This window comes from Ensifer sp. EB106-05-01-XG146, from assembly GCF_058791875.1.
Genome location: NZ_JBYTDX010000002.1, coordinates 115,983 through 129,436 on the forward strand (window position 1 = coordinate 115,983; position 13,454 = coordinate 129,436).

Here is a 13,454-nt window from a genome sequence, read left to right on the forward strand (position 1 = left end):
GGAGTTCCAACCGTGAGCAGTATTTCCGCTTCTGCCGAACCGCGCCTGACCTCGCTTGCCCATGGCGGCGGCTGCGGCTGCAAGATCGCCCCGGGCGTGCTTCAGGACATTTTGCGCGGACGGGTACAACTGCCGGTCCCGCCGGAACTTCTGGTCGGCATTGAGACCTCGGACGATGCAGCGGTCTATCGCCTAAACGATCACCAGGCGGTGGTCGCCACCACGGACTTCTTTATGCCTGTTGTCGACGACCCCCACGATTTCGGCCGGATCGCCGCGACGAATGCCATCAGCGACATCTACGCCATGGGCGGAACGCCGATCTTCGCACTGGCGCTGGTCGGCATGCCGGTCAACGTGCTCTCGACGGAAACCATTGGCGCCATCCTCGACGGCGGGGCGGCGGCCTGTCGGGCGGCCGGCATTCCGATCGCCGGCGGCCACACGATCGATTCCGTCGAGCCGATCTACGGTCTCGTCGCGATCGGGCTCGTCGATCCGGCCCATCTCAAGCGCAACAGCGGAGCCGAGCCGGGTGACGTGCTGATCCTCGGCAAGCCGCTCGGCGTCGGCATCTTTTCCGCGGCGTTGAAAAAGGGCGCGCTCGATGAAGCCGGCTATATCAGGATGATCGAAAGCACCACGCGCCTCAACACGGCCGGACCCGATCTCGCGCGGCTTTCCGGCGTGCATGCCATGACGGACGTGACGGGTTTTGGCCTTGCCGGCCACGCGCTCGAAATGGCGCGCGGGTCGAACTGCCAGGTCCGGGTCGACTGGTCCGCCGTTCCCCTTCTGGAAGGTGCTTTCGATCTGGCTGCCGCCGGGTTTGTCACCGGCGCCTCCGGGCGGAACTGGGCAAGCTATGGGCAGGACGTGGCCTTTGCCCGCGAGATGGGCGCGATCGACAAGGCGCTGCTTTGCGATCCACAAACGAGCGGCGGCTTGCTCGTCGCCTGTGACCGGTCGTCCGCGCAGGCGGTGCTCGACCTGTTCGACAAGCACGGTTTCGGCGCGGCGGTGATCGGGGAAACTGTGGCCGCGCCGGCGGGATTGGTGATCGCGTAGCCTTTGGCGCTTACCCGGCCCTGCCGAGCTTGGCTGCGTCTCTCTAAGCCAAATCTCGCGTCGACCAGAGTGGTCGCAACGTCTTTCGTCGGGACGGGTTGGTCCCGGCGATGATCGTTGTATTGCGGCCGGGCTGTGTCGGCCGCAACAAGATGGATGCGGAGGCACGATCTCGCCACGCCGTGACGGTTGGGGTGCGCTTCTGACCCCGGCTATTGCTCGGCAGACCGGAGCGCGCCGGCATCGTACACGACCTTGCCGCCAAGCAGGGTCAATACCGATCGGATGGTATCGATCTCGTCAACCGGCATCGTCATGTAGGGCTTGTCGAGTACTGCCGGCACAGGCCACCCTCCAGGCGGCTGACGAGATTGACCGCCGGGCCGATGGCTGTGAAGTCGAGCCTATCGGCGGCACCTATATTGCCCCAGAGAATGTCGCCGAGGTGCAGGGCGACGCCGAAGGAGAGCGGGCGGTAGCCCCTCGGCCTGCCGGGCCTGGTCGAGATGCGCCATGCCGGCGCGCGCGGCGGTGACCGCGCGCAAGGCTGCGTCGCAGGCTTCGCTCGGCGAGCCGCTCACCGGAAAGATCGCCAGAACGCCGTCGCCGATGAATTTCAGCACCTCGCCGCCAAAGGCATGGATCGCGCCGGCGAGGCGATCGAACCAGGCGTCGAGGGCCGCGATCACCACGGCGGGTTCCGATGTTTCGGACAGCGCCGTGAAGTTGCGCAAATCGGCATAGAGTAGGGCCGCGCGAATGGTTTCGCCGGTGCCGCGGGTGAGCGCTCCGGCGCGGACACGGGCGGCGCTGCGGCGGCCGAGATAGGCGTCGAGCAGAGCGGTGAGCGCGGCCCGCTCGGCGAGAACCGCCAAGGGCGCGACGGCAAAGCGCGCGACATCACCAAGCCGCGCCGTCTCTTCCGGGCCGAACGGGCGCGTCCCGGCCCAGCCGAGCGACGCGCGTTCATTCCCCGAACCGGTCGATTGTTGCAGCAGTGGCCCGAGCCCGGCCAGCCACTCCTCTCCCGCCCGGTCGGAGACGGCGCCGGCAAAGCCCAGGCTCTCGATCACCACGCCGGTCTCGGCTCGCCAAAGCCAGGTGCGGCGGGCGATGATCGGATGCGGCACGGCGAGCGTAAGCGCGCCGCCCGAGAGCGGCAGACCGTCGGCGACGAGCTGGCGGCCAAGGTCGGACAGGAATCGGTCTGGCTCCTGCGAGGCGCTTGCCTCGTCCACGAGCCAGGCAAGGGGGGCGGACAAATCCATGCCGAAGAGGATAGGGTCGAGCGCCCTATGGACAAGCCCTTTCCCGCCGCCGCGCTGCGCGCAAGTCAGGGGCGGACGGTGGCGCCGTCCGCCCCGGCGGTCTATGATTGCGGCAGCCTGCAGAAGGACTCTCAAGCCGCAGGCAGGCCAATCAGCAAAGGGAAGACCGATGCCAGAAGCCCTCGTCGTCCGCCGCGAAGCGCATATTCCGGCGCCACCCGCCGCAGTGTTCGCTCTTTTGACCGACCCGGAAAAGATCCTGCGCTGGATGGGAACGGAGGCCGACACCAAGGCGGAGCCCGGCGGTCTCTATCTCGTCAACGTGACCGGGGCCCGTTTTGCCCGCGGGTCTTTCCGCGAGGTCGTGCCGGTGCATCGGCTCGCCTATAGCTTCGGCTGGGAAGGCAGCGACATTGTCCCGCCCGGCTCGAGCCTGATCGAGAGCGACCTGATCGAGCAGCCGCCCGGAACATTGCTGCGCCTTACGCAAACGGGTCTGCCCAGCGCCGAACAATGCGCCGGCCATGCGGAAGGCTGGGCGCATTATCTGGAGCGGCTGGGCCAGGTTGCGTCGGGCCGCGATCCAGGCCCCGATCCCTGGCTCGGCCGCGACGGCGCGGCTTGATGCAGACGTCCCTTGCTTGCCACGACTGGTCCTGAAGGCTTGACGACGGCGCTGGAATGCCATGTTGCTTGGGATTGGCGCGAACCTGCGTTCACATCTTATTGATGCCAAATCAGGACGTTAGGCGGCATATGTCGTTGCGGTGCGCTGGCTGAACGCACCGGGACATGTATGAGTTTAGTCGGGATGGGAGCGAATGGACGACAACAACATCATCAAATTTGAACGACCAAAGCCGAAGAAGGAGGCCAGCCCTGTGCCGCGGAAGGCGTTGATTTGGCTGGCACTGATAGCCGCCTTGGTTGCGGTGTGGTCGTACTATCAGTTTATCGCGCCGCCGAGCTTGCCAGGCTAACAACGCTACAGACCGGCGGTTGGCGAGCGGCACGCGCTCCTCGCTTGGTCTGTCTGCAGACACGAGCGCACAATTCGCGAGCTCGCCACCGCCTTCGCTCACTTCCACATGGAGCGCATGCGGGCGCCGACGTCGATGCGGATCTGCTTGGCGCTTCGCTCGCTGGCGCTTGCCGAGATCTTCGGCCAGCTCGTCGTCTCGAAAAACTGAAGCAATGTCGCCGGGATGAAGCGGGTTCGCGAGGCGTAGACATGCCGGTCGCCCTGGGCGTTCTGGCCGTGGGTGAAGAAGCGCTGCGGCGTCACCAGGGAGAGATGATCGCGTGCCCGTGTCATGCCGACATAGAGCAGCCGCCGCTCCTCTTCGAGTTCGGCAGTTGTGCCCACGCCGAGATCGGACGGAATGCAGCCGTCGACGACGTTGAGCATGAAGACCGAGCGCCATTCCTGGCCCTTCGCCGAATGGATGGTCGACAGGATCAGATAGTCCTCGTCGAGCAGCGGCACGCCCGCCTGGTCGCTCGTGGCATCGGGCGGGTCAAGGGTCAGCTCGGTCAGGAAACGTTCGCGGTTCTGGTAGCCGCCGGCAATCTGCTCGAGCTGCAGCAGGTCGGCCTTGCGCGTGTCGGCGTCTTCATGGATCCGGTCAAGATGGGGCTCATACCAGGCGCGCGCAGCGCCAATCTCCTGCGGCCATCCGGGCTCGGCCCGTCGCAGACCGGACACCAGGTCGACGAAGCCGGTCCAGTTCTCGCCGGTCTTGGCGGGAGGCGGGATCTCAGCAAGAGCCGCGAGCGGTTCCGGATCGGCGGCGATCGCATCGAGGATCTTTCCAGCGGTCTGCGGGCCAATACCGGGCAGCATCTGCAGCAACCGGAAACCTGCGACGCGATCACGCGGGTTCTGCGCGAAGCGCAGGACTGCGAGCAGGTCCTTCACATGGGCGCTGTCGAGAAACTTCAGGCCACCGAATTTCACGAACGGAATGTTGCGGCGGGTGAGTTCGACTTCGAGCGTTCCGCTGTGATTGGACGAGCGAAAAAGCACCGCCTGCTGCTTCAAGGCGATACCGATCTCGCGGCCAGCGAGAACCTGCTCCACGATGTAGGCGGCCTGATCCGCTTCGTCCTTGACGGCGACGAGCAACGGGCGCTGCTCCGATTGCCTGTCCGTCCAGAGGTTCTTGGTAAATCGCTCCCGCGCCAGGCCGATCACGCCGTTCGCAGCGGCGAGGATCGGCTGCGTCGAGCGGTAGTTCCGGTCGAGGGTGATGACGTCGGCAGGCTCGGGCGAAAAGGCGTTCGGGAAATCGAGAATATTGCGAACCGTCGCAGCCCTGAAAGAATAGATCGACTGGGCGTCGTCGCCAACGACCGTCAATCCGTGGCCGCCGGGTCTGAGCGACATCAGGATCGACGCCTGCAGCCTGTTGGTGTCCTGATACTCGTCGACAAGAACATGATCGAAGCGTCCGCCGATATCTTCGGCAAGCTCCGGATCGGAAACCATCTGCGCCCAGTAGAGCAGGAGATCGTCATAATCGAGCACGTTCTGCGCCTGTTTGGCATCGACGTAAGCCGCAAACAGCGCCTTGAGCTGTTCGTCCCAGCCGGTGACCCAGGGATAGGCCGACTTCAATACGTCGCCAATCGAGCTTTCGGAGTTCACGACGCGCGAATAGATCGAAAGGCACGTTCCCTTTGTCGGAAACCGGCTTTCCGTCTTCGAGAAGCCGAGCTCGTGGCGCACGAGGTTCATCAGGTCGGCACTGTCCTCCCGGTCGTGGATCGTAAAATCCAGGCCGAGACCGATTTGTTCGGCATAGATGCGCAGGATCCGGGCACCGATGCCATGGAAGGTGCCGGCCCAGGAGAGCGCGTCCGTCATGACTGAAGCGTTGTCGCCAAGGACCTGGCGGCAGATGCGCGCGACCCGGCGGGTCATCTCGGCTGCTGCGCGTCGAGAAAAGGTCATCAGCAGAATGCGGCGCGGATCGGCACCGTTGACGATGAGATGCGCGACGCGGTGGGCGAGGGTATTCGTCTTGCCGGAGCCGGCACCGGCGATGATGAGAAGCGGGCCGCCGACCTGTCCTTCCGGCAAGCCGATACCGTGCTCGACCGCCTCACGCTGGCGGTCATTGAGTTTTTCGAGATAGGCGGCGCTCATGCGTTCCCGTTCGTTTTCGTCGCACTCAGTCACTGCCCGCATCGATTTGCATCCAAGAGACGGGCAGGAACAAAGAAAGAACTAGCAATTTAGCATCCAGATGAAAACCCTGACGTCGCCGAGTTTTCCCTCCTGCAACGTCGGAATGTCACTCTTCCAAGGTTTTGATGACCTGCGAGATCGCCGATGGGCTTGATTGCTGCAGGTAAGGCCAATCGGCCCTGGATCGAGATCTGTCGCGGGTGATCGCCGGCTTATCGATCGGCCTATACCTATGGCTGTGCGCCGCACGAAGAACGCGCGACGGCTTGTGGCCTTATATAGTAGATTAGAAATATGCTCTGCTCCTGCGTCCACTCGAAAGAGGAAGAGCACATGGACGAACGGAGCGTTGAAAATACCTGCGAGGCCACCGGCTCGACCGCCGAATTGCAGGAGATTGCGCGCAAGCTGGCGTCGCTCGCCCAAGAGATCAGGTCAATTGCAGCGACCCCGCTCGGCGAAACGGTCGTACTCGACGAAAGCGGCGATGGATCGGAAACGGCAGTCGACTGATGTCGGCCGCGGGGCAGCGGCTTTACTTGTTCGGTACAGGCATTCATTCCTCAATTGGGGGATGGCCGTGATCTGCCTGCGCGCTTAGAACCAGCCTACGGTGGCGACCTTGGGATATTCGGGACGTCGATACGAGGCGACGCCTTCGAATATCCCTTGGCGCGTCAGCAGACGCTGGTGTCTGTTCAGGGGCAGCATTGAGCTCGTCACGCTACGACCGTCATCGTCATTTCGATGTAGGCGGCAAGGCACAGGGCTGAAGCCAAGATGCCCGGCGTTGAAGGCACGGCTTGCATTATTTTCGCGAAGAACATACCGCCGGCGATGAGCAATCCGCCGAAAAGCAGACCGTGTTCTGCAACAGCGAGGCCGATGGCGCAGAGGTTCACGGCACTCGCAACCATGGTGAGGGGCGCTGCGGCCAACGCACCGTTCGATTGAGCCAGGAAGATGAGCCTGAAACGCGGCCAGCTGAGGCCGATGGCGAGAACGAGAAACACCAGGGACATGCCCATCAGCATGCTCCTGCGAGAGTGCGCTCGATCGATCCGGCCTGGTTGTCTCGGGCCGAAAACACGTCGCCGACAGCGATGAGGACCGGGTTGTCGTAGCCGATCTCCCCTATGCCCTCCGGGATTGTGGCGAGCATGCCTCGCCAGCTGCGTTCCGTCGGACGGCTGACATCGCTCATGATCACGGCCGGTGTTTCAGGTGGACGGCCTTCGCCGATAAGCTTTTCGGCAATCAGCCCCGCCGTTCGGCCACCCATGTAAAAGACCGCCGTGCTGCGCGGATCGGCAATGCCTGCCCAGTCGACATCATCGGGCAGGCCCCCGTGGCGGGAATGGCCGGTCACCAGCCGAAGCGACTGTGCATAGTCGCGATGGGTCAGCGACAGACCGAGACGGGAGGCCATGGCGCTTGCGGCAGTGATGCCGGGGATAACGTCGACGGGAATGTTCTCGCGGTCGAGATGGGCGATTTCCTCGCCGGCCCGGCCGAAAACCATGGGGTCGCCGGATTTCAGTCGCACCACGCGTTTCCCAGCCTTGGCGAGCTTGACCATCATGGCGTTGATGTCTTCCTGCCGGCAGCTTTCGCGGCCGCCGCGCTTTCCGACGAGCATGCGCTTTGCCTCCCGCCGGGCGAGTTCGAGCACGTCTGAAGAAACGAGGTCGTCGAAAAGGATGACATCGGCCGCTTGCAGCGCGCGCACGGCCTTCAGCGTCAGGAGTTCGGCATCGCCCGGTCCCGCGCCGACCAAAGTCACGTGACCGATGGCGGGGGCTCCCGCGAGCCTTTCGGCATCAGCAAGAAGCACCCCGCCTACGCCCTCCTCCGGCGTATCCATGGTCGAAAAGACGCGATCGGCAAAACGTTCCCAGAAGAGGCGGCGCCGGGGACCGGGTTCGATTACGCGGTTCACCGCTCCACGAAGAGACTGGGCCAGCGCTGCCCAGGCCTTCAGGCTTTTCGGCAGCAGCGTCTCGATCTTGCGGCGGATCGTCTGGGCGAGGATCGGGGCGGCGCCATCGGTCGAGATTGCAACGATGACGGGCGAGCGGTTGACGATCGAGCCGAACTGGAACTCGCAGAAGTCCGGCTGGTCGATGACGTTGACCGGAACGCCCGCCGCGCGGGCGGCGGCGAAGAATGCCCGCGCCTCCGCCTGGTCCTCGCAATCGCCGACGGCGAGCGCGGCACCGTCAAGATCGGCGGGCGCCCACAGCCTGCGGTTTAGCGTGACGCTGGCGGTGGGGTGTTGCGGGGTACGGCCGGCAAATGCCGCGAGCGCCTCGTCGTTCCCTTCAGCGTAAAGGTCGACGCGGGCGCCGCAGGCGGCCAGAAGCTCGGCCTTCCACATCGCTCCGTCCGTTGCACCGGCCACCACGACGCGCCGCCCCTCCAGCGCCCAGAAGACGGGCAGCTTGGCGAGCGCCTCCATGCGGGCGGGTCCGTCACTCTGCGGCTGCTGCAAGACATCCATCGATGATCCCCCTGATTTCGGCGCGGCACGAGCCGCAATTGGTTCCGGCATTGAGCGCCACGCCGACGGCCTCGACGCTGTGGCAACCGCCGCGTACGGCCGCGACGATCTGGTTGACGCCAACACCGAAGCAGGAGCAGACGGTGGCGCCGGGATCCGGCTTGTCCGCCCCCGGACGGCCCGCGACGAGCGCGAAGCGCTTGCGCAGATTGGCGTGGTTAGCGCCGAGTTGTGCGATCGCCCAGTTGCGCGCGACGGCGACCGGTTCGCGCGCGAGGAAGAAGGCCGCGAGAAGCTGCGGACCATCGAAGAAGGCGAGCCTGATGTCGCCGGTCTGTGCATCCGCATAGCCGAGCGGCTCTACACCTTGCGGGATCGCAAGAACGCGGCGGCACCAGCCGGCCCAGTCGTCCACCGGCTCGGCAAAAGCCAGTTCCAATCGCCAGCCGCCAGCCGCCTTCGCCAGCGCCCAATAGGCAGCATCCGGATCGACCGGCTTTGCCAGCGAGACAGCGAAGGCGTAGTGCGTCGCCTTGAACTTTCGCGCGGCGACCGCAATGTTCTTCGATGCCGGCTGGCCGGAAAGACAATCGGTGATCGGCGGCACGAGGACATCGATGCGTGCCTTCGCCGCAAACTGGTCGTTCCAGTGCATCGGCGCGAAGATGCTGCCGCGCGCCTGGCGGTCGGTGATGAGCGCACGTACGAACGCCTTGCCCTCAGGGCTTTCGATCTCGATAAGGTCGGCGTTGCCGACGCCGATCTCCATCGCATCACGCGGGTGCAGTTCCGCAAACGGTTCGGCGATATGGGCCGAGAGGCGCGCGCTTTTGCCTGTGCGGGTCATCGTGTGCCACTGGTCGCGAATGCGGCCGGTGTTAAGCGTGAACGGGTAATCGGCATTGGTGCGGTCGGTCTCTGCCGGGCGAACGGCCACGAACCGGCCTCTGCCGTCAGCGTGATAGAAGTTGCCCGCCGCAAAGAAACGGCTTTCGGCGCGCTTCTGGCCTTCCCGTTGGGGCCACTGGAAGGGCGTCAGCCCGTCGTAGTCCTCAAGCGCAAGATCGGCATAGGCTCCAATGTCGAAATCGCGGCTGCCGGCATTTTCGAAGGCCGAGAGCGCGGCATGTTCGCGGAAGATCGCGGCGGGCGCTTCGTAGGCGAAAGCATCGGTATGGCCCAGGCGGCGACCGACCTCGGCCAGTTGCCACCAGTCCGCCCGGGCTTCTCCCGGTGCGGCGAGGAACGCCCGCTGGCGCGAGATGCGGCGTTCGGAATTGGTGACCGTGCCGCTCTTTTCCCCCCAACCGAGCGACGGCAGCAGCACATGCGCGTGGCGGGCGGTATCAGTTTCTTTCAGGATGTCGGAAACCACGACGAAGGGACAGGCCCTGATCGCGGCCTCGACGGCGTCCGCTTCCGGCATCGAGACGACGGGGTTCGTTGCCATGATCCAGAGCGCCTTGACGCGACCGTCTGCCACCGCCCGGAAGAGATCGACGGCCTTGAGCCCCGGATTTTCGGCAATCTTTGGCGAACGCCAGAAGCGCTGGACGCGATCGCGATCACCGGCATCTTCGATCGCCATGTGTGCGGCGAGCATGTTCGCAAGCCCGCCGACCTCGCGGCCGCCCATCGCATTCGGCTGCCCCGTCAGCGAGAACGGCCCCATGCCCGGCCGGCCGATGCGGCCGGTCGCAAGGTGACAGTTGAGGATCGCGTTGACCTTGTCGGTGCCCGAAGACGACTGGTTGACGCCTTGGCTGTAGCAGGTCACGACCTTCTCGGTTGTCGAAAACAGCCGGTAGAATTCGCGCAACTGCATCGCCGGAAGACCGGTCCGCTCGAGCACGTCGTCGAACGAAACACCGCCCGCTGCGAGCAAGGTATCACCGAAGCCGGCCGTATGCGCCGCGACATAGTTCTGGTCGACGGCATTGCTGGAAACCAGATGTGAGAACAGCCCGACGAAGAGCGCCACATCGGCGTCGGGCCGGATCGCGAGATGCAGGTCTGCGATATCGGCCGTCATGGTGCGGCGCGGATCGATGAGAACGATTTTGAGGCCCGGCCGTTTCGCCTTGGCGGCGGCAAGGCGCTGGTAGAGGACGGGGTGGCACCAGGCAAGGTTCGATCCGGTGAGTACGACCAGATCGGCCAGCTCCAGATCCTCATAGGTCCCGGGTACCGTATCCGAACCGAAGGCACGGCGATGACCGGCAACCGACGAGGACATGCAGAGACGTGAATTGGTATCGATGTTGGCGGAACCGACAAAACCCTTCATCAGCTTGTTGGCGACGTAGTAGTCTTCGGTGAGCAACTGGCCGGAGACGTAGAAGGCGACCGAATCCGGGCCGTGTTCGGCAATCGTTTCCGCAAAGCGTGCGGCGACGAGGTCGAGCGCTTCGTCCCAGCCAGCCTGGCATCCGTCGATCTCCGGATGCAGCAGCCGACCGTCGAGGTCGAGGGTCTCGGCGAGTGCGGACCCCTTGGAGCACAGCCTGCCGAAATTGGCGGGATGGTCGGCATCGCCGCGCACGGCGACGGCGCCGTTGTCATCGACCGTCGCGATGACCCCGCAGCCGACGCCGCAATAGGGACAGGTGGTCTTGACCTCCTTTTCCATGGTCATTCCGCCGCAATCAGCAGGCTTTCGAGCGCAATGAACAGCGCGCCGCCGTCAATACGCACCGGAATGGTGCGCACCGCGCCTTCGTCGGCCCCGAGCGCCTTGCCGGTTTCGAGCGAGATCGCCCAATTGTGCAAGGGGCAGGTGACCGCCTTCGCGTGGACGATGCCTTGTGACAGCGGCCCGCCCTTGTGCGGGCAATGGTCCTCGATCGCGAAGACCTCGTTTTCGGCTGTGCGGAAGACGGCGATCTTGCCCTGAGGCGTCTTCACGCAGCGCGCGCCTCGCAGCGGAATGTCCGAGATGTCGCCGATCGGGTGCCAGGTCATGTTCATCATCTCACTCCGCAGCTTGGGGGAAGCCGACCGTCGCCATCGGCCGGAACTCGTGTTTGTCCTTGCCGGAGACGCGCTCCGACCAAGGGTCGACCTGGGCGAATTTCTGGCTGAAGACGAAGCGGTCGAAATAGGCCTTGCGCTTGTCCGTATCGTCCATGATCTGGCGGCGGATCTCGTCGAGGCCGACTCGTTTCGCCCACTTGTAGATGCGCTCGAGATAGCGGGCCTGCTCGCGGTACATTTGCGTCAGCGCCACGATGTGTTCCAGCGCCTCGTCCTCGCTTTTCACCAGGCCAAGTACCTCGGTGCCCTTGATGTCGAGCCCGGCAGCACCGGCGAAATGGATCTCGAAGCCCGAGTCGACGCAGATGACGCCGATGTCCTTGCAGGTGGCCTCCGCGCAATTGCGCGGACAGCCGGAGACCGCCATCTTCAGCTTGGCGGGCGTCCAGGAACCCCACATGAACTTTTCGATGCGGATGCCAAGCCCGGTGGAATCCTGCGTGCCGAAGCGGCACCAGTCCGAGCCGACGCAGGTCTTCACCGTGCGCAGACCCTTGGCATAGGCCTGGCCCGAGATGAAACCGGCCTTGCCGAGATCGGCCCAGACGGCCGGTAGATCTTCCTTTTCGATACCGAGCAGGTCGATGCGCTGGCCGCCGGTCACCTTCACGAGCGGGATTTCGAACTTGTCGACCACGTCGGCGATGGCCCGCAGCTCGCCGGAATTGGTGACCCCACCCCACATGCGCGGCACGACGGAATAGGTGCCGTCCTTCTGGATGTTGGCGTGAACGCGCTCGTTGATGAAGCGCGACTGGTAGTCGTCGGCATATTCGTCCGGGAAATCGCAGACGAGGTAGTAGTTGAGCGCCGGGCGGCACTTGGCGCAGCCGCAGGAGGTCTTCCATTCCAGCTCTTGCATGACCGCGGGAATGGTCTTCAGGCCCTTGGCCTTGATCAGGCGACGTACGTCGTCGTGGCCGAGATCGGTGCAGCCGCACATCGGCTGGACGGCGGCCGGACTGTAGCTCTCGCCGAGCGTCAGCGTCATCAGCTGTTCGACAAGGCCGGTACAGGAGCCGCAGGAGGCCGATGCCTTGGTATGGGCGCGCACCTCGTCGAGCGACGTCAGGCCCTTGTCGGCAATCGTGGAAACGATCTTACCCTTGCAAACGCCGTTGCAGCCGCAGATTTCCGCATCATCCGGCAAGGCTGCAACGGCCGCCATAGGGTCCAGCGGAGCGCCTCCCTGGAAGGCTTGGCCGAAGATCAGGGTCTGGCGCATCTCGGAGACGTCGGTCTCCTTCTTCTTCAGATCGTTGAACCAGGCGCCGTCGGATGTTTCGCCATAGAGCACGGTGCCGATGATGCGGTTGCCCTTCAGCACCAGCCGCTTGTAGACGCCGGCCGTGGCGTCGCGCAGGACGATCTCCTCGCGGTCGTCGCCATCGGCAAAGTCGCCGAGCGAGAAAAGTTCGATGCCGGTGACCTTGAGCTTGGTCGGCGTGTCGGAATGGACAAAGGCGGCGGAGCGGTCGCCAGCCAGATGCGAGGCGGCGACACGGGCCATCTCGTAAAGCGGCGCGACGAGGCCATAGACCATGCCGCCCACTTCCGCACATTCGCCGAGCGCCCAGATGCGGCCATCCGAGGTCTGCATGCCCTGGTCGACGACGATGCCGCGGTTGATCGCAAGGCCGGCCTCCTTCGCAAGGCCGACACTCGGCCGAATGCCGACGGCCATGACGACGAGCGTCGCCGGAATGATGCGGCCGTCGTCGAGCTCGATGCCTTCGACCCTGCCGTTGCCGACGATCGCCTTGGTGTTGGCCTTGCAGATAATCTTGATACCGCGGCCTTCCAGCTCCTTCTCAAGGAGATAGCCGGCGGCCGGGTCGAGCTGGCGGTCCATCAGCGTCGGCATCACGTGAAGAACGGTGACGTCCATGCCGCGACCGGCAAGGCCGGCGGCCGCTTCAAGGCCGAGCAGGCCGCCGCCGATGACGACGGCCTTTTCGCGCGACTGGGCGGCGAGCAGCATGGCCTGCACGTCATCGAGATCGCGATAGGTGATGACACCGGGCAGGTCCTTGCCGGGCACCGGCAGGATGAACGGCACCGAACCGGTCGCGATCACCAGCTTGTCATAGCTCTCGGTCACGCCATGGTCGGAGGTCACGGTTTGGGCATCGCGGTCGATCGCGACGATGCGATGACCCTTGTAAAGCGTGATGCCGTGTTTGATGTACCAGCCGTCGCCGTGGATGATGATCTCTTCGTAATCCTTTTCGCCCGACAGCACCGGCGACAGCATGATGCGGTCGTAGTTGACGCGTGGTTCGGCGTTGAAAATGGTCACGTCGTAGTGCCCGGGCGCCTTTTCCAGCAGGTGCTCCAGCATGCGCCCCGGCGCCATGCCATTGCCGATGATGACGAGTTTCTCGGTCATGGTCTG

The 13,454-nt window shown here is 64.5% G+C and carries 11 protein-coding genes and 1 pseudogene; 4 read left to right on the top strand and 8 right to left on the bottom strand.

Annotation, left to right across the window (positions count from 1 at the left end):
• The first annotated feature begins 21 nt into the window (after nucleotides 1–21).
• Complete coding sequence (selD, locus tag AC3WVQ_RS20770) at nucleotides 22–1,068, top strand: selenide, water dikinase SelD (RefSeq protein WP_371813662.1); 1,047 nt, start codon at nucleotides 22–24, stop codon at nucleotides 1,066–1,068.
• Between the two features lie 212 nt (nucleotides 1,069–1,280).
• On the opposite strand, the gene AC3WVQ_RS20775 is transcribed toward selD, so the two are convergent.
• On the bottom strand, nucleotides 1,281–1,412 hold the full coding sequence (locus tag AC3WVQ_RS20775; protein ID WP_256436337.1) for a hypothetical protein: 132 nt from the start codon (nucleotides 1,410–1,412) through the stop codon (nucleotides 1,281–1,283).
• Nucleotides 1,391–2,336: pseudogene (locus AC3WVQ_RS20780) on the bottom strand (adenylate/guanylate cyclase domain-containing protein); the annotation flags it as partial. The gene AC3WVQ_RS20775 and the pseudogene AC3WVQ_RS20780, both read right to left, overlap by 22 nt.
• Before the next feature lie 169 nt (nucleotides 2,337–2,505).
• On the opposite strand from AC3WVQ_RS20780, the gene AC3WVQ_RS20785 reads away from it, so the two are divergent.
• Both AC3WVQ_RS20785 and AC3WVQ_RS20790 read left to right on the top strand, forming a co-directional pair.
• The gene (locus tag AC3WVQ_RS20785) at nucleotides 2,506–2,961 is read left to right on the top strand and encodes an SRPBCC family protein (protein WP_112975237.1); all 456 of its coding nucleotides are present in this window, start codon (nucleotides 2,506–2,508) and stop codon (nucleotides 2,959–2,961) included.
• A gap of 196 nt (nucleotides 2,962–3,157) precedes the next feature.
• The gene (locus AC3WVQ_RS20790; RefSeq protein ID WP_162728707.1) at nucleotides 3,158–3,316 is read left to right on the top strand and encodes an intracellular growth attenuator family protein; all 159 of its coding nucleotides are present in this window, start codon (nucleotides 3,158–3,160) and stop codon (nucleotides 3,314–3,316) included.
• 98 nt (nucleotides 3,317–3,414) lie between these two features.
• On the opposite strand, the gene AC3WVQ_RS20795 is transcribed toward AC3WVQ_RS20790, so the two are convergent.
• A complete protein-coding gene (locus AC3WVQ_RS20795; RefSeq protein WP_192357078.1) occupies nucleotides 3,415–5,484 on the bottom strand; it encodes an ATP-dependent helicase in 2,070 nt (689 codons plus the stop codon).
• 375 nt (nucleotides 5,485–5,859) lie between these two features.
• Between AC3WVQ_RS20795 and AC3WVQ_RS20800 the strand changes: the two genes are divergently transcribed.
• Entirely contained in the window at nucleotides 5,860–6,039 is a 180-nt protein-coding gene (locus AC3WVQ_RS20800) for a hypothetical protein (RefSeq protein ID WP_034789801.1), read from the top strand.
• Nucleotides 6,040–6,245: 206 nt separating this feature from the next.
• Here the strand turns inward: AC3WVQ_RS20800 and AC3WVQ_RS20805 are convergent, their stop codons facing one another.
• Genes AC3WVQ_RS20805 through nirB form a run of 5 tightly spaced genes read right to left on the bottom strand, consistent with a single transcriptional unit; the run spans nucleotide 6,246 to nucleotide 13,448 of the window.
• Complete coding sequence (locus AC3WVQ_RS20805) at nucleotides 6,246–6,560, bottom strand: hypothetical protein (protein WP_112771487.1); 315 nt, start codon at nucleotides 6,558–6,560, stop codon at nucleotides 6,246–6,248.
• Nucleotides 6,554–8,026 carry a siroheme synthase CysG gene (cysG, locus tag AC3WVQ_RS20810; RefSeq protein ID WP_192356947.1) on the bottom strand — a complete coding sequence of 491 codons (1,473 nt, stop codon included), beginning with the start codon at nucleotides 8,024–8,026 and terminating at the stop codon, nucleotides 6,554–6,556. Before cysG ends, AC3WVQ_RS20805 begins: the two co-directional genes overlap by 7 nt.
• Entirely contained in the window at nucleotides 7,998–10,655 is a 2,658-nt protein-coding gene (locus AC3WVQ_RS20815; RefSeq protein ID WP_192356946.1) for a nitrate reductase, read from the bottom strand. Before AC3WVQ_RS20815 ends, cysG begins: the two co-directional genes overlap by 29 nt.
• Nucleotides 10,656–10,657: 2 nt before the next feature.
• Nucleotides 10,658–10,993, bottom strand: coding sequence for a nitrite reductase small subunit NirD (nirD, locus tag AC3WVQ_RS20820; protein WP_370689609.1), 336 nt, complete (start codon nucleotides 10,991–10,993; stop codon nucleotides 10,658–10,660).
• Between the two features lie 4 nt (nucleotides 10,994–10,997).
• A complete protein-coding gene (nirB, locus tag AC3WVQ_RS20825) occupies nucleotides 10,998–13,448 on the bottom strand; it encodes a nitrite reductase large subunit NirB (protein ID WP_192356944.1) in 2,451 nt (816 codons plus the stop codon).
• Nucleotides 13,449–13,454: the final 6 nt, after the last annotated feature.

Coding starts and splice junctions, on each gene's coding strand:
- AC3WVQ_RS20785 (WP_112975237.1), top strand. CDS start 2,506: ATGCCAGAAGCCCTCGTCGTCCGCCGCGAAGCGCATATTCCGGCGCCA.
- AC3WVQ_RS20790 (WP_162728707.1), top strand. CDS start 3,158: ATGGACGACAACAACATCATCAAATTTGAACGACCAAAGCCGAAGAAG.
- AC3WVQ_RS20795 (WP_192357078.1), bottom strand. CDS start 5,484: ATGAGCGCCGCCTATCTCGAAAAACTCAATGACCGCCAGCGTGAGGCG.
- AC3WVQ_RS20800 (WP_034789801.1), top strand. CDS start 5,860: ATGGACGAACGGAGCGTTGAAAATACCTGCGAGGCCACCGGCTCGACC.
- AC3WVQ_RS20805 (WP_112771487.1), bottom strand. CDS start 6,560: ATGCTGATGGGCATGTCCCTGGTGTTTCTCGTTCTCGCCATCGGCCTC.
- cysG (WP_192356947.1), bottom strand. CDS start 8,026: ATGGATGTCTTGCAGCAGCCGCAGAGTGACGGACCCGCCCGCATGGAG.
- AC3WVQ_RS20815 (WP_192356946.1), bottom strand. CDS start 10,655: ATGGAAAAGGAGGTCAAGACCACCTGTCCCTATTGCGGCGTCGGCTGC.
- nirD (WP_370689609.1), bottom strand. CDS start 10,993: ATGAACATGACCTGGCACCCGATCGGCGACATCTCGGACATTCCGCTG.
- nirB (WP_192356944.1), bottom strand. CDS start 13,448: ATGACCGAGAAACTCGTCATCATCGGCAATGGCATGGCGCCGGGGCGC.